This is a genomic window from Vibrio sp. R12-SG2-ISO1, from assembly GCF_059834045.1.
In genome coordinates this window covers 67,979-83,603 of the sequence record NZ_JCBDGO010000005.1, presented here as the reverse complement: position 1 = coordinate 83,603, position 15,625 = coordinate 67,979, and the positions used below count along the sequence as shown (strand labels likewise).

Annotated in this window: 13 protein-coding genes; 3 read left to right on the top strand and 10 right to left on the bottom strand. The window is 49.1% G+C overall.

What is annotated here, in order from left to right; all coding sequences use genetic code 11:
* Nucleotides 1-68: 68 nt before the first annotated feature.
* Both AC6R10_RS04715 and AC6R10_RS04710 read right to left on the bottom strand, forming a co-directional pair.
* Nucleotides 69-1,058 (bottom strand): ABC transporter substrate-binding protein, encoded by a 990-nt coding sequence (locus AC6R10_RS04715; RefSeq protein ID WP_500657697.1) that lies wholly within the window; start codon nucleotides 1,056-1,058, stop codon nucleotides 69-71.
* 192 nt (nucleotides 1,059-1,250) lie between these two features.
* A complete protein-coding gene (locus tag AC6R10_RS04710; RefSeq protein WP_500671618.1) occupies nucleotides 1,251-2,996 on the bottom strand; it encodes an SgrR family transcriptional regulator in 1,746 nt (581 codons plus the stop codon).
* 486 nt (nucleotides 2,997-3,482) lie between these two features.
* On the opposite strand from AC6R10_RS04710, the gene AC6R10_RS04705 reads away from it, so the two are divergent.
* Nucleotides 3,483-3,659 carry a hypothetical protein gene (locus AC6R10_RS04705; protein ID WP_500671617.1) on the top strand — a complete coding sequence of 59 codons (177 nt, stop codon included), beginning with the start codon at nucleotides 3,483-3,485 and terminating at the stop codon, nucleotides 3,657-3,659.
* A gap of 179 nt (nucleotides 3,660-3,838) precedes the next feature.
* Nucleotides 3,839-5,074: a tetratricopeptide repeat protein gene (locus AC6R10_RS04700; protein ID WP_500671616.1), complete on the top strand. Its 1,236-nt coding sequence runs from the start codon at nucleotides 3,839-3,841 to the stop codon at nucleotides 5,072-5,074.
* A gap of 85 nt (nucleotides 5,075-5,159) precedes the next feature.
* On the opposite strand, the gene sstT is transcribed toward AC6R10_RS04700, so the two are convergent.
* The 6 genes from sstT to AC6R10_RS04670 all read right to left on the bottom strand — a co-directional run bounded on the left by sstT (nucleotide 5,160) and on the right by AC6R10_RS04670 (nucleotide 9,497).
* On the bottom strand, nucleotides 5,160-6,380 hold the full coding sequence (gene sstT / locus AC6R10_RS04695; RefSeq protein WP_334552840.1) for a serine/threonine transporter SstT: 1,221 nt from the start codon (nucleotides 6,378-6,380) through the stop codon (nucleotides 5,160-5,162).
* Nucleotides 6,381-6,630: 250 nt separating this feature from the next.
* On the bottom strand, nucleotides 6,631-7,077 hold the full coding sequence (locus AC6R10_RS04690) for a copper chaperone PCu(A)C (protein WP_500671615.1): 447 nt from the start codon (nucleotides 7,075-7,077) through the stop codon (nucleotides 6,631-6,633).
* Between the two features lie 26 nt (nucleotides 7,078-7,103).
* A complete protein-coding gene (locus AC6R10_RS04685) occupies nucleotides 7,104-7,715 on the bottom strand; it encodes an SCO family protein (RefSeq protein WP_500671614.1) in 612 nt (203 codons plus the stop codon).
* Nucleotides 7,712-8,173, bottom strand: coding sequence for a hypothetical protein (locus tag AC6R10_RS04680; protein ID WP_500671613.1), 462 nt, complete (start codon nucleotides 8,171-8,173; stop codon nucleotides 7,712-7,714). The genes AC6R10_RS04685 and AC6R10_RS04680 overlap by 4 nt, the downstream gene beginning before the upstream one ends.
* 106 nt (nucleotides 8,174-8,279) lie before the next feature.
* Nucleotides 8,280-8,813 (bottom strand): GNAT family N-acetyltransferase, encoded by a 534-nt coding sequence (locus AC6R10_RS04675; RefSeq protein WP_500671612.1) that lies wholly within the window; start codon nucleotides 8,811-8,813, stop codon nucleotides 8,280-8,282.
* 51 nt (nucleotides 8,814-8,864) lie between these two features.
* Nucleotides 8,865-9,497 carry a DUF2057 family protein gene (locus tag AC6R10_RS04670; RefSeq protein ID WP_500671611.1) on the bottom strand — a complete coding sequence of 211 codons (633 nt, stop codon included), beginning with the start codon at nucleotides 9,495-9,497 and terminating at the stop codon, nucleotides 8,865-8,867.
* A 526-nt stretch (nucleotides 9,498-10,023) separates the two neighbouring features.
* On the opposite strand from AC6R10_RS04670, the gene AC6R10_RS04665 reads away from it, so the two are divergent.
* Entirely contained in the window at nucleotides 10,024-11,421 is a 1,398-nt protein-coding gene (locus AC6R10_RS04665; RefSeq protein WP_500671610.1) for a tryptophanase, read from the top strand.
* A 156-nt stretch (nucleotides 11,422-11,577) separates the two neighbouring features.
* Here AC6R10_RS04665 and AC6R10_RS04660 read toward each other — a convergent pair whose 3' ends face one another.
* Both AC6R10_RS04660 and AC6R10_RS04655 read right to left on the bottom strand, forming a co-directional pair.
* Nucleotides 11,578-13,695 (bottom strand): type I secretion system permease/ATPase, encoded by a 2,118-nt coding sequence (locus AC6R10_RS04660; RefSeq protein ID WP_500671609.1) that lies wholly within the window; start codon nucleotides 13,693-13,695, stop codon nucleotides 11,578-11,580.
* 15 nt (nucleotides 13,696-13,710) lie between these two features.
* The gene (locus AC6R10_RS04655; protein WP_500671608.1) at nucleotides 13,711-15,621 is read right to left on the bottom strand and encodes a bifunctional diguanylate cyclase/phosphodiesterase; all 1,911 of its coding nucleotides are present in this window, start codon (nucleotides 15,619-15,621) and stop codon (nucleotides 13,711-13,713) included.
* Nucleotides 15,622-15,625 lie beyond the last annotated feature (4 nt).

Sequence of the window (15,625 nt, the reverse complement as noted above, 5' to 3'; positions counted from 1 at the left end):
CTTTTATTCTCCTTCACGCGTCGCGCGTGAAGGAGTACAACTTATAACAGAGTTAAGGGAGGAGGGGGTTAGAGCGCTTTGGTCACTTTGTCCGCAACGTCTGCAGGTACCCAAGCTTGCCAGATCTGTGGGTAGGACTCTAAGAAGTGGAACATGGCTTCCTCACTGTCTGCTTGGTTGTCTTCCATCCAAGCCAGCAACTGGTTCATGTCAGCGTTAGTAAAGCCACGCTTTGTGAAGTAGTCATACGCTTCTGGTGAGCGAGTAGCGAACTCTTCTGTCGTGATGGTGTGGACGGGGGAAGGTGGGTACATCGTCGCTTTAGGCTCCGCACATTCCGGTTGCGAAGTACAGTTGACGAACTCATCTAAGTCAACACCACTACCAAAATCGACTTTGACCATGTTGTATTTACCTAACACGGCGGTCGGAGCCCAGTAGTAACCGAACCAACCTTGTTCACGCTCATAGGCTTTGGCGATAGAGCCAGATAGACCTGCACTTGAGCCTGGATCAATGATGGCAAATCCCGCTTCTTCTAATTTCAGTGCGCGGAATAGGTTCCCAGCGCTGATTTGACAGTTCCAGCCCGCAGGACAGCTGTAAAAACCGCCTAACTCGTCATCTTCAGGATGCTCAAAGAGTTTGGCATGCTTTTTCACCCCTTCAATGGTGGCGATTTCAGGGTATTGTTCGACTAAATAGGCAGGTACCCAAAACCCTTCTTCACCACCATCAACGAGGGATTTGCCCGCGTAGCGCAGACGCTTTTCCTCAACCCCTTTGTCTAGGGCATCCTTTAGCGCGTTACTCCATAATTCTGGGGCCACATCAGGTTGGCCTTTTTCAATCATTGATGTACCGGTGGGCATAGTGTCGCCGGGGATCAGTTCAGCATCACAGCCATAGCCGTGCTCGAGAATAAATCGATCAATGTTGGCCATCAAACTGGCGGAGTTCCAGTTCATATCAGCGATGGTGACAGAGCCACACTCACTTGCCTGTGAGTGAAAGGCAACAGAAGAGAGCGCAATTAGCGCGGCGGATTTGAGTTTCATTATTATTTCCCTTTTAAATGAATCCGTTAATAGAATAGTGAATTAATCATTAGAGTTCAAATTAACAAACGGACGAAGAGCTCGATTTTCAAGACAAAAAGCGAGCTTTTAGGGATTTAATGACGAAGTTAGCACCGATTATCTGCGCACAATGCATAGTTACAGAATGATACCCGTTCGAGGTCGAATGAGTTAATCAATAGACCAGACATTTTTAATGTCTGGCCAGCCCCAGTTGGTGAGCTCGACGTCTTTGAGTACACCCTCAAATCTGAGTGTTTGCCGATGATGGAACAGTGGCGATAGCCAAAACTGATTGATGAGTGCAGAGGCGATGGGCTCTAGCGCCTCTAAGTAGTTCGCCAGTGGTGTCGTGCTGCGTAGATCATCTAGCGTGCTCAGCAGCCAGCGTTTGGAGTCTTCGCCAATGCAAGCTTGGACTATTGGGTTGTGGTAGAGGCTGTTGAACGCTGAGGCGTGGCGATTGTCATCGAGGTTGATATTGGTGACGATTAGAGACGCTTGTAACTGACCACTTTCAGCGAGCGCAGTCAGCTCACGATAAGAATAGGAGTGAACAGTGACTTCAACGCCAAGGGTTTCGAGTAACGACTGAATAGCGAGTGCGCAGCTTTGCAGCGCGGTGTAGTCGTAAACGGCAATGCTGATGTGATTGGGCAGCGGTACACGAGGCATCGTGGGTCGAATCACTTTATGCCACATCGGCAGTAAGTTTTGCGCGACCTCACAACCGAACGCACGTCCGCTCTCTTGTAACTGCTTGAGCACTCGCAGAGGGGTGATAAAGGTCGAAAGAAAACGGCGTTGAGCATCGTTGAGCGTATTGCACGCCGTTTGATTAAATAGGACAAACATACAGCCATCTTCAACCCGAGAGCGCTTGATGTCGGTGTGCGGTTCATGACTCACCGCATGTGAGAGATAGTGATGACAGGGATCTTGCGCACCCGGTTGGTTTGTCTCGATTTGTTTTTTGTGGGCAGTGGGCTCTTCAATTTGCCAGATGGTCACTTGGTCGGTAAGCGCGCGGCAGGCATAGAAGCGCTCGAACGCTTGCAAGTTCAGTTTAGCACTGGAATGTTCGCTTACTTCAAAGGGGCCGGACCCGATCACTTGTGATTGTTTGGTGTCGTGGACTTGGCTCGGCGGTTGAATGGAATACTTGACGCCAGAGAGTAAGCCACCAAATCCTTGGTCGGGAAGGGAGAGTTCGAACATTACTTTATTGTGTCCGGGTGAGTGCACGGAATTTAAATGAGACAATTCACTACGGTAATGGCCAAGCTCACGCAATTGCTCAAACAGCGCCACAACACTGTTTGCGTCGATTGGCGCACCATTGTGAAACGTTAGCCCAGGGCGCAAATAAAACGTCCATGTTAGTGCGTCTTCATCATAGTGCCAATGATGAGCCAGTTGAGGAGTAAGCACTCCGTCATTGGTACAGCCAACCAGACAACAATAGAGCTGGCGAATTAGATAGCGCTCACTTGAGCGTTGCAGCTGATGGGGTACTAACCGCTCAAATGCACGTTTGTAAGTTAACTGTATATGCAGCCTTCCTTCACGTAGCGTCGCACCGGAGGTGTGTTGTAGGAGGCGGCCAAACTCTATTTGGTCGTCATCGAGGATCTGGAGTGCTTTCTCGTATTGGCCTTGACTGATACGGGCAGCGGCAAGTTGCGATTTCAAATCAGATAGGGCGCAGTGAAGTGTCAACGAGGAGCGTTGATTACGCCCCGCTTTTGGTGCCCAACTCAACCAGTTCAGTGCTTGCATCTGACCAAGCAAATTGCGAGCGTGCCGGGGTGTCGTACACAAATGTTCTGCCACCGTTGGTAGAGCAATCTTAATCGTTGCGCTTATTCCTAGCGGCGCAAGCCGTGAATAATAACGCAGTAAATTGATGTCAGACACTAGGCCTCCGATAATGAGAACAGAAAGTGAGCGTGATTTCCGTGTTTTGGCGAAATTCACGCTTATTGGCCGGCATGAAGCCGATATGTCGATTATATGGGAAAGACCAAGAAAAATTTAGACTCTTTTTTCTTTCCTTATTAAGTCGCACACTGACGCTGTACTAAGGAGGCATGAATGAACCCAACGGCTCACCCTATCACCAGATATTATTATCAGCGTTTAATGATCACCCACCCTTCGCTCGAGCGCGCCGCGATCATGGCGCTTCTTTTTCTCGTCGAGAATTAACCCGAGCCCCGATACGCGGCGCTGCTGATTAATGCTCCTACCCCCACAGAAGATTCTTCAGCGCCGTTTTTTTCTATACCCGGATTGGTTGTATGTATTTTGAGCGAATTCTGCCATTTTGCTTATACTTAGATTGAGGATTAACGAAGAGTGGCCTGACCGCTCATATCGATGGTCACAACATAAGGAGTTGGTATGGAATTACGCAATGAAAAAGGTGAAATTACCCAAGTCGCGGATAATCTCACGATCAAAGAAGTACTTGAGTTAGGGTATTCCATTGACCTGTGTGATGAGGCGTTTGATCCCTCTGAACATTGGCATGCCGATGCTCGTTCGGTGAGCGCTCGGGGCGAGTTTCCGGAAAAATAGAGGTTACCTATGAGTATGATCCGAGCCTTGGTGCTCGGATTTTTCGTTTTTTACCCAAGGGGTCTCGCTATCGTCGCCAATAATCGTCGCTGCGTTAGGAATGAATGGTATGATGGAAGCCTTAAGAAAGTGGGCTTATCGCCGATATAAGCCGCAACAGAACTGAAACTAAGACCATCATGAATATAGTGGGTATCGCGATTGGCGCGACCGGATTATTGTTACTGTGCCTGTTTCTTTGGATGCTGGCACTCTCGCTGCGTAAAAAGCGTCTAGAGAATGAGCGTAAAGCGCGCGATATGGCGCTACGAAAAGCCATCGAGAAGAATCGTAAGCAGGAAAAAGAGGAGCGCTTGTATAAAGCGGAGTCTGGCCATGTCCCGACGATTCTGTATTTAGCGAAAGAAGCGGAGCGCCATAACATTCAAGAAGCCTTGTATTGGTATACCAAAGCGGCCAAACAGGACAATGTGACCGGAATGTATGGCGTGGTGCGTATCAGCAATCGCATGAAACAAGATGTGATCTTGAAGGAGCAAGCCAAGTACTGGCAAACGTGCATTGCCGCCCATGAGGGGAGTCTTCCTCATCGCTTTGAGATGGGAGTGGCGCTGTTCCACGGACGTGGTGTCGAGAAAGACATTGTGAAAGCGCTAGAGACGATAGAAAGCGCCGCCAAGCAAAACTTTGTTGATGCGATCAACTTCCTTGGCGACTGGTATATTGCACCGAATAACCCACAGACTAATCCAACAAAATCGACGGACTATTTTCGTCGCGGTGCGGCGCTGAAAAGCAATGAAGGTCGAATGAAGTTAGGTCTGAACTATATCTACGGACGTGGTGTTCCTGTCAGTCACGAAAAAGGGTGTTACTGGCTCGAAAGAGCGGCGGAAAAGGGCTACCTTGAAGCGATGTACCGTGCCGGTGAAGCCTGGATGGATTACCGCCCCAATGGCAACTCAATCGCTTATATTTGGCTGTTTTTAGCGGCGCAACTCGGCTACGAGCAAGCTAGATTACTGCGCGATCAAGTGGCGTTAAATATTGGTGTGGACACTGTGGTCGGCTTACAAGCCTTATCGAAACCCATGTTGAAGAAGATTCGAGAAAAGAAAGTCAGCAAGCATTCGATTATTCGCGCGCTGAACAAGCTCTATAAACGCAAAATTCCGTTGTTAGAGCAGGAGCTATCGGTCTTGAGTAAAGATGATCTATTGAGCAAAGAAGCGCTGCACAGCGAAGGCGACTCTGCGTTACCAGAGTCGCAAACAGAGACGCTCCAGCCAGATCCTTCTCGGCAAGGTGAAACGCAAGGTGAAACGCAAGGTCAAGGTGAGGAGCGTACACCGAGCGATCCTCTAGACTTCAGTCAGTCACATTTTGCACCGACATCTAAATCATCCGGTGATTGAACCGAACCGATGAATGATTGAATGTGCAACAATAAAAAAAGGCTCCCAGTTGGACTGGGAGCCTTTGTCGTTTATGCATGTGTGATTATGCGTTCTCTTGATTGTGTTTCGATTTGCAAACGGCTGCAGTAAACACAACGTCGGTTGAACTGTTCAGCGCGGTTTCCGCGGAATCTTGCACAACACCAATGATAAAGCCGACCGCGACGACTTGCATCGCCACTTCGTTTGGAATACCAAAGAGGCCACACGCCAAAGGAATCAGCAGCAATGAACCACCGGCCACGCCCGACGCGCCGCAGGCAGAAATGGATGCCACAATGCTTAGAAGCAAGGCTGTCATTAGATCAACTTCAATACCCAGGGTATGAACCGCCGCCAACGTCAGGGTTGTGATGGTAATAGCCGCACCTGCCATGTTGATGGTGGCCCCTAGTGGGATGGACACGGAGTAGGTGTCTTCATCTAAATCCAGCTTCTCACACAACGCCATGTTAACCGGGATATTGGCTGCACTTGAACGGGTAAAGAAGGCGGTAACGCCACTTTCACGCAGACATTGGAATACCAGCGGGTATGGGTTTTGACCTGTCTTTACTAATACAATCAGTGGGTTGACCACCAATGCAATGATTGCCATCGCACCAAGTAATACCGCCAGAAGGTGTGCATAACCAGCCAGCGCTTCAAAACCTGTGGTTGCCAGTGTTGAAGAAACGAGACCGAAAATACCAAAAGGAGCAAGACGGATAATGAAACGAACGATTTGCGATACGCCGTGGCTAAGATCTTCAAACACTGCTTTTGTTGTGCCTGAAGCATGATGCAGAGCCAAACCAAGACCGACAGCCCAAGCTAGGATACCGATGTAGTTTGCACTCATTAGCGCATTGACTGGGTTGTCGACCAACTTAAACAGCAGCGTATTTAATACTTCACCAATGCCTTGCGGTGGTGTAGCGCCTTCTGCACCCGATACCAGTGTCAAGGTGGTAGGGAACAAAAAGCTCAGTACGACGGCCGTTAGCGCGGCGGTTAATGTGCCAAATAGGTACAAAACCACGATAGGACGCATGTAAGTGTGTTGGTTTTTCTTTTGGTTTGCGATAGACGCAGCCACCAGAATGAAAACCAAGATAGGCGCGACGGCTTTTAATGCGCCTACAAATAGGCTTCCAAGTAACCCGACACTTTGAGCAGACTCCGGAGACACGGTAGCCAGTCCAACACCAAGGATGATACCGGCTAGGATCTGTAGCACCAGATTTCCGCGCGCAAAGCGGGCAAAAATAGAGTTGTGTTGCATATGTATCCCTGCAATGAATAATTATCTGAGGTTATAGTTATTCCAGCTATTCCTAGCTGAAGCCGATATACTAGCGTGTTGAAATAATGTGTCTAGAATTAATTGAAACATAGATGAAACAATTGGATTTTTATCAAAGTTGTAAATTATATGTTACTAGTGTGGTGTGTTTTACAATAAAAGAATGATAAGAAAAAGGGAGCATACGCTCCCTTAGTGTTGTCTCAATTGGTCGTATTCGGCATAGACGTTAGTGGTGGTGCTTCATCCCGCTCATCACCTTTTTCACCGGAGCGGTAAAGGTTTGTGCCTCGCCATCTAGGTATTCAATGGTCACTTCAATCTCTTCACCCTCGACCAAAGGCGCCGTTAAATCAAACAGCATAATATGTAGGCTACCCGGTTTCAGTTCCACTTGCTCGTGCGCTGGCACGGTGATGCGCTCAATTTGGCGCATTTTCATCACATCGCCCTCTTTGATCACATCATGTAACTCTACTTTGCCTGCCGCACTGGTGGAGGCGGAGGTGATGATTCGCTCCTCATCACCTTTGTTCATTAGGGTGACAAACACGGCACTGGTGACCGCTGCGGGCGGCGTGGCACGAGCGTAGGCATGGTGCGTCATGACATCGGTATTCGCAACGGCTGAAGCGCTCATCAGCAACGAAAACAGTAGAAGTGTAGGCAGTTTCATCAGGCAATCCTTTCTTTCTCAATCAATTATTTTTTATCAGCCTGCTGGGGCTGTTTGGTCACGGTGTTAAACGCCTCAACAATAGGCGCGGGCGTAAGAGTGTGGGGGACTTTGGTCAACAGTTTCCCATTCGGCGCTAAAAAGTAGAAGTAGGAGCTGTGATCGAGTGTGTAACCCAGCTCAGAGTTTTCCAGTTCGGTTTTTCTAAATATCACGCCATAGCGATGGGCGAGCGGAGTGGTGATCTCAAGAGGCGCCGAGAGCCCTTCTATTGACGGATGAAAATACTGCGCGTAGCGATGCGCATCGGCAGCGGCATCTCGCTCGGGATCTAAAGAGATAAACATGGGTCTAAATTGGTGCTGAACCTCTTCACCCACCTGGTTTAGAGCGCCAGCCAGCATGGCCAGTGAAGTGGGGCAGACATCGGGGCAGCGAGTGAACCCAAAGTAAACCACACGAATACGTGGGTCGGACGAGTCAAAAATATCAACGGGTTGGCCTTGCTCACCATACAATATGGACGCGTCACTGCTATCACTTGTTGGGGTGACCTGCGATTGGTGATCGAGATAGCTTTTAAGGCCAAATCCCAGCGCAAAGGCGACGACTAAAATCAGGGACCAATTTCGACTCATCTTTCCATCCTTACTGAGAGTTTATGGTGGGTATGACCGTCAGAGACGGTGCCATACCAAGTCATGGCGTCTGTCGTACAGACGGGGAGTAGCAGTTCGCCTTGATATTGGCCATCCCCTGTCCGCGTAAGCAAAAACTTTGGCGAACCCATCTCCATTTCAACGCCCTGGAGTGACAGAACCAGCGATTGAGCATCGTTGTCTGGCCAGGCGACAGAGACGGTAGTCGGCAGCAGAGGCTGACTGGTGTCTTTATCCGCGTGAATCGACACCGTGCCTAATTGACACGAAGAGGTGGTGAGGGCGCAGTACTCACTTAAGTCAATGGAAGTGTGTTGGTGGCGGGCTGTGCTCAACCAATGATAAATGTCACTGGCAAAGTAACCGCCACTGAGCGCCATGAGTACCAGAAGCCACTGCCAACGGCCTTTCCCGTGTATTGAAAAGCTTGATGTCATCGAACCGCCTCTCACATAAAAATGTCACATCGACCAACAAGAGTGGCGGGATGTTACCACAGCTCAACGTGAACGCTGTATGGCCGGCAAGGATTTGTGCGCAAAATCAAGGCTTTTTAAGCAGGCCGTAGATAGCGTGGCTCAATAGGCGGCCATCAATGTTTTCCTGATGACTTAAGATTCCCTCAAGGGTCATACCGCAACGCGTGGCGACGGCGCGGCTCGCGTGATTGTCGACCGCAGCGCTCAGTTGGACTTTTTCCATCTGGTACTGGTCAAAGGCGATGTGCGTCAGCGCTTGAACCACTCGCGTGGCAATCCCCTTACCTTGATGGTGTTGGCTTATCCAGTAGCCGACTTCAACGCATTTCGTGTCATGGTTGATGCTATTGAAACTGCAGTTACCAATAATATCGCCATTGTAGAGGATGGCGCAGGTCATGGATTTGCCATCGGCGTAATCATGTAAGGAGCGTTGAACGAACAGGCGAAAATCTTGCTCTGTTTGGCAATGTGCAGGCCAAGCTAGCCACTGTGTTAGGTAGGGCAGTTGCTCTGTGACCAACTGAGCATAGTGGGCTGCGAACGACTCATGAACCAGTGCCAATGAGACTTCGTCATCAACCTCATAACGAAACATGCTTGCACTCCTTTGCAAAGAAATATCGCGCTCGTTTGAGCGCGTGAGTGATTATTGATTGTTGATGTGCGCTTTGAAACGAGCTTGAGTTTCTGCGTCAGCTTTGTTGTACCAAAAATGGAGCATTTCTTCGGCCGTGTTGCTGTCAACTTGTGTGGTAGGGGCTGGCGTGGCAACTGAAGCCGTAGCAGCGACGGTAGAGAGTGCTGCGACACCACCTTGGCGGTTGTACTCGGCCAGTTCGATTTGGTGGTTGCGCCCAAGTTGAAAGCCATCTTTGACCAATTTATCTTGTTTGGTCTCCAGCGTGTTGCCATTCTCATCTACAAGTGACCACTCGAGATGACCGATTTGCTTGCGCGCCTGGTTTTCATTGCGGTATTTAGGCAGAGCAAATTCCAGCTTAGTGTTTGAAGCGTTGAAGGTGCCAACGAGCGGATCACTTTCTAAAATGACGCGATCATTACCTTGGTCAAAATAGGGTTGGTACTGGAACAAAATTTGGTTCTCACCATCTGGTAGAGTCAGGGTTTTCGACGCAGAGAAAAAGCCGCCTTCTAGTTTAGGGCTAGCGTCATTGACCACCAACACATTAATGGTATCAGGAATGGAAAGGGTGACATCGGCAAAGGCGGCGCTACTGATCAATGCGGTCGCAGCGAAAAGGCAAAATTGATTTTTCATGGTATTCCCTAATTACAGAGTAGCCTATGAAACAGGCACTTAACTCATGCATCATCGCGCGTATCGGGCGTCGATTTCAATAACCTTATGTGAGAAGTTTGAAAATTTAACACAATCTTCATTGGCGTAAAGGCCGCACACCGATGAGACAGGATTCTGTATGGTTTATTGTGCGGCGTACTTCACGGTAATCTCAAAAAGGTTTTCGCTATAGTGTAGGAATGTTCAATTCAACAGGAGGATAACGCTATGACAAGCAGCATGCTGGTCGACTTTTTAGTGCGACAATCAGCATTAGACAGCAAACTCGTGTTGTCGTCGTGGTACAACTTGGACTATTGCCTTTCCCTGCTCAGCAAAGAATCCTCATTACTTTGATCCCCTTTGTCAGCGCCTTGCGCTGCGAGAAACACAACCGTTAAATACATTTTAAGATCGTCACTGCGTGATGCCGCACCGCATGTGCATGCTGATCTGGCACGCTAGCGTATCGCGAGTGCCTGGCGATCAATCAAAGGATCAAAAGATGAAACGCATTCCAGAACCGTTCCGCATCAAGATGGTGGAACCAATTAAAATGACCACCTACCAAGACCGAGTTGAAGCGCTCAATGAGGCTGGACTTAACCCGTTTTTGCTTAGAAGTGACGATGTGTACATCGACTTGCTCACCGACTCCGGTACCGGGGCGATGAGTGACAACCAATGGGCAGGCTTGATGCTGGGGGATGAGTCTTATGCGGGCAGCCGCAACTACTACAACCTTTGCGCGGCAGTTGAGCACTTTTTTGGCTATAAACTTACGGTTCCCGCACACCAAGGCCGAGGGGCAGAGCAGATTCTCTTTCCCGCGTTGATTGAAAGAATGAAAGTAGTACGCGGTGGTACTGAGCCTGTCTTTATCTCCAACTACCATTTTGATACGACCGCAGGTCATATCGAGCTAAACGGCGGCAAAGCGATTAACGTTGTCGATGATCGCGCGTTTGATACCACCACGCCGTATGACTGGAAGGGCAACTTTGACCTCGATAAACTGCAAACCACCATAGAGGCTCATGGTGCCAACAATATCTGTGCGATCATCACAACGGTGACGTGTAACAGCTCCGGTGGGCAACCTGTTTCCATGGCCAACATGCGTGCGGTTTACGAGATCGCTTCGAAAAATGACATTCCAGTGGTAATCGATTCCGCGCGTTACTGTGAAAACGCCTACTTTATTAAGCAACGTGAACCCGGCTATCAAGATAAGTCAATACTTGAGATCATCCGTGAGATGTACCAATACGGGGACATGTTGACCATGTCGGCGAAAAAAGACCCTATGGTGAACATTGGTGGCTTATGCTGTATTCGAGATCATGAAGAGTTATTCCAAGCGGTGCGCACCCGATGTGTACCGATGGAAGGGTTTGTCACCTATGGTGGTATGGCGGGCCGTGACATGGAAGCACTCGCGCGTGGTCTTTATGAAGGGGCAGACGAAGATTTCCTTCACTACCGCATCAGTCAGGTTGAGTATCTTGGTGAACGTTTGCAAGAAGGCGGTATCCCGATCCAAACGCCGACGGGCGGCCATGCGGTGTTTGTCGATGCGGCGAAAATCTTGCCTCACATTCCAGCGGATCAATTTCCTGCCCAAGTGCTCTGTAATGCGCTCTATCTAGAAGCGGGTATTCGCGCGGTTGAGATTGGCTCTTTGTTGCTTGGCCGAGATCCTCAAACGGGGGAGCAAAAAGCCTCTGATTTGGAGTTGATGCGTTTGACCATTCCGCGCCGCGTCTACACCAATGATCACATGGATTATATTGCCGATGCGATTATTGCCTTGAAAGAGCGCGCACATGAACTCAAAGGGTTGACGTTCGATTACGAGCCGCCAGTGCTGCGTCACTTTACGGCGCGTTTTCGCTCTAAGTAATGGAATCTATTTGGTTAAATAGCCATTCACGTACAGATCTAGTCACTTAGATAACTATTTGCCTAGGTAAGTATTCACCTAGGTAACTGATCACATAAACAACAACGCGCCAAACGGTTTAACACTGAGTGGCGCGTTGCTTTATCAGAGCGTGGTTTAGTGATTGACCGCGCGCACTTTACCTTGTTTCAAGCTGCTCAGTACCTCAGCCTTTGGGCCGTCAGCGATAATGCTGCCTTTTTCCATCACGATGACCCTATCGACGACATCAAGCATTGAGGTTTTATGCGTGATGAGGATCAGCGTCTCGCTCGATTTCAATTGAGAGAGCTGCTGCTTGATATGCATCTCAGAGCGATTATCCATTGCGCTGGTGGGCTCATCCATCAACAAAACGGGTGGGCGGCCAAGTAAGGCTCGCGCGATGGCGACGGATTGTCTTTGACCGCCGGACAGCAGCATTCCTCCTTCACCCACTTGCCTTTCTAGCCCAGCAGGGTCTTGTTGGGTAAACACGGTCACGCCAGCGCGGTTAGCCGCATCCATCACATCGCGATCGTCGGCTAGCGGTTTGCCAAGCGTAATATTATCGCGAATCGAGCCGTAGAAGAGCTGACTGTCTTGCGGTACACAGCCAATGTTGCGTCTTACGTCGATGTGGTGCATTTGGTCTATGTCCGTATCGTCGATACGTACGTGTCCTTCAGTGGGTTTGTACAAGCCCATGATCAAGCGTTCAAGTGTGGTCTTGCCTGAGCCAATTCGACCTATGATCGCCACTTTTTCTCCTGGGTTGATAACTAAACTGAGGTCACGAATCGACGCGATGGGTGAGTCAGGGTAGTGAAAGGTGACTTTATCAAGCTCAATCTTACCGTGTACGATTGGGCGGTGAATGTAGCGTTTACCCTCTTCTTGTTCGTCAGGCATCGACATGACTTGTTCAATGATGGTCATTGAGGATTTGGCTTGGTTGTATCGAGTCGAGAGCAGTGACAACTGCACCATAGGGCCAATTGCTCGCCCGCTCAACATCGTGGCAGCAATCAGACCACCCATGGTCAATTCACCTTCAGAGATCAAATACACGCCAAGAATGATCATCCCAACGTTCGACGCTTGCTGAACAAATCCCGCTGTGTTTTGAATACCATCGGTAATTCGGCGACTTTTGATGTTCCAGTTGGCCATATGGGCAACGGCTTCTTCCCAGCGGAACTGAAATTGGCTTTGGGCACCAAATAGTTTCACGGTTTCCAGCCCAGCCAAACTCTCAATCAAGTTCGCGTATTTTTGCGATGCGAGCCTTGAACCCTCTTCAATGGTATGACGCAAAGGCCCTTGAATGAGCAGTGAGTAGATGACCAGGATTGCCACACCGACAATCGGTACCAGCACCAAGTTGCCAGCCATTAGCCAAATCAGAAGCAAAAACAGCAGCGCAAAAGGCAAGTCAATCAACGAGCCTATGGTTGCCGAGGTGAAGAACTCACGAATCGATTCAAACTCTTGTAAGTGGCGAGCAAACGCACCCACTGAAGGGGGGCGAGACTCCATTCGAATCCCCATCACTTTACTAAAGAGTTTGGAGGAGATGAGAATGTCCGACTTTTTACCTGCTACATCAATGAAGTAACTTCTTAGTAGTTTGAGCACCAAATCAAACAAGAAGATGACAAAGATCCCGCTCGCCAACACCCACAAGGTCTCAAACGCCAAGTTAGGGACCACTTTGTCGTACACCAAGCGGGTAAACATTGGCGCGGCAACGGCGAACAAGTTGATGAGAATAGACGCAATTAACACATCTCGATAAATGCGTTTCGATTGCCAAATGGTGCTCCAGAACCAGTGACCCTTTTGGGTATTGAGCACTTCGGGTGAGCGCTCATCGTAGCGGAATTGCTTTTTGACCAAGAAGTAGCGGCCAATGTAGAGCGCTTCGAGTTCATCCATGCTGATGGAAATCGGTACAAGGCCAGATTCACCCGTAACGATTTCCGCTTCGCTGCCTTCGTCATTGATGCTGTTGAGAACGCAAGCGTCACCGCTTTTGAGCAGCAACACAACGGGCAATACCAATTGAGGAATGTCGCTCAGCTTTGAGCGGTTTTCTTTCGCGACTAGACCAGCCCGTTCAGCTGAGCGCGGAAATAGGAAAGGTGTGAGCTTCCCGTCAGCAAGAGGCAGCCCATTGATGAGTGCCTCTGGAGAGTTCGCTAAACCATAGTAGCGACTGACGTAGATAAGCGAATTTAATAGCGGATCCTGCATGCTAACCCTTTGTCGTTATTTATCTACGATGAAGCCCTGGAAGACTTCAATAAAGTGTTCAGATAGGAAATCAAGCTGCGTTTGTGTTTCCACGCGCGAGGCGATGGTCTTGATACCCAAATTATGCGCAGTGCGCGAGATAGACGTCAATGTGAACTTCTGCTTTTCATCGTCAAGGTGATGAGTGTAGAGATAATCCAGTTTCACGTACGCAGGACGGAACTCGTTGATGTAGTCGAGCGATTGGAAATTCCGGCCGTAATTATCGACACCAAAGTCGGCGCCAGCGGTACGAATGGCATTACAAAATAGCGCAGTGTGGTGCGGCGCATTGATAAAGCAGTTTTCTGGAATCTCAAAGTGGAGTAGAGGGGCGACTTTGCTGTGCTTGGCTAAATATTGAGATATCCAGCGAATGAAGCTTGGTTGGGAAATACTGCTTTGCGACATATTGATGGCAACGGGTTCTTTGAATTCGCCGCGGCTTAGCTTGTCCACCACCGATTGAATGACGTACTCATCAAAGATGTGGCTTGCGCCCAATTGTTCAAGCGCAAACAGGTATTGGTTGGCGGTATAACGCTCATCGCCTTTCTCAATCGCAGAGAACACCTCGCGGTGGTATGTCTGTCCCCAGGAGTCGTTCGCGGCCTGGAACCTAAAGGAGAACCAATCGTTGCTGATCGCTTCTTCAACCAAGTTTTTCCATTGCTGTTTGCCCATGAGATTTTCAGTGTTTTCACCGGTCACATAGCCATAATTGGAATCTGGGTTTGCTTTGGCCGCTGCCAACGCGTTATCAAGCATGGTGAGAATTTCAGACGTACCGCGCGATGTTTTGCTGTACACCACACCCAGTGACACATTAGCGGTCGCCATGCCGGTAGGATCGGCACTGACATCTTGCACAAAGGTAATGATGCTGTCCGCCATCAGTTTGAGTTCACTGTCATCGATGTTAGGAAGGATGAAACCGAACTCTTCAGACGAGATACGCGCTAATGTCGCTTCCGGCGAGGAGATAGAGACTTTTAGATGTTCGGCCAGCTCTCTGACCATGCCATCACCCGCTTCATAGCCTTTTTCTTCATACAGTTCACGGATAAAGCTCGCCTCTAAGATAGCAACGCCACCCATTCCGCCTTCGGTCAACCATGCGTTTAATTGGCTCATGTAGTAAGCGCGGTTGCCTAATTGAGACACGGGATCGATGTAGGCACGTTGTCTCAATTGCTGTGCTTCTTGAGCTTGCGCTTTAAACGATTTCTCTACTTGAGCAGACATGCTGTTTATGCCATCGACCACGTAGATGAGATCTTTGGTCGCAGGGCGGGGAAGAGGTTCGCCGAATTGATTCTTCGCCACTTGCTCCATTTTGGTGACGATGAGCTGGAGCGGCTTTAATGCGCGGCGCAAGATGAAAGAGATCGCAAACAAGCCAATGAGGAAGATAAAGCAGAACGCATAAACCAAACGTTCGAAGGCAAGCCATAGCTGGGTGTAGGCATCCCCAGGGTGGCTGACAATTTCGACTTCCGCTAGTTGCATCCAGCCACTGGTCACGACACGTCGATCGTGAATAGTGTCGAACAGCTTAAGGTCGGTAAACCAGGTTGGGACATTGTTTGGTTTGATTGGGTAGGCGCGTAATATCTCATCGCCAGTATCGAGGAAAATCAGACGAACGATAGAGTAGCTACTGCCATCAAACAGCGCATTGATAACGGATTCCACCGCGACTTGGTCCTTATTCTCCAAATAAGGAGCCAAAGCCAAGCCGACCGTGTTGATGGTGTTATTCACTTCTGAGCGCTGTTGCTGCTCTAAGTTGTTTCGCGTGGTGTTGAATTCAATGATAAAGACCGAGATCATTAACATCAAAAAGACCGCAATCATTCCCGCGACAAGTTGTTTATATAACGTCATATTG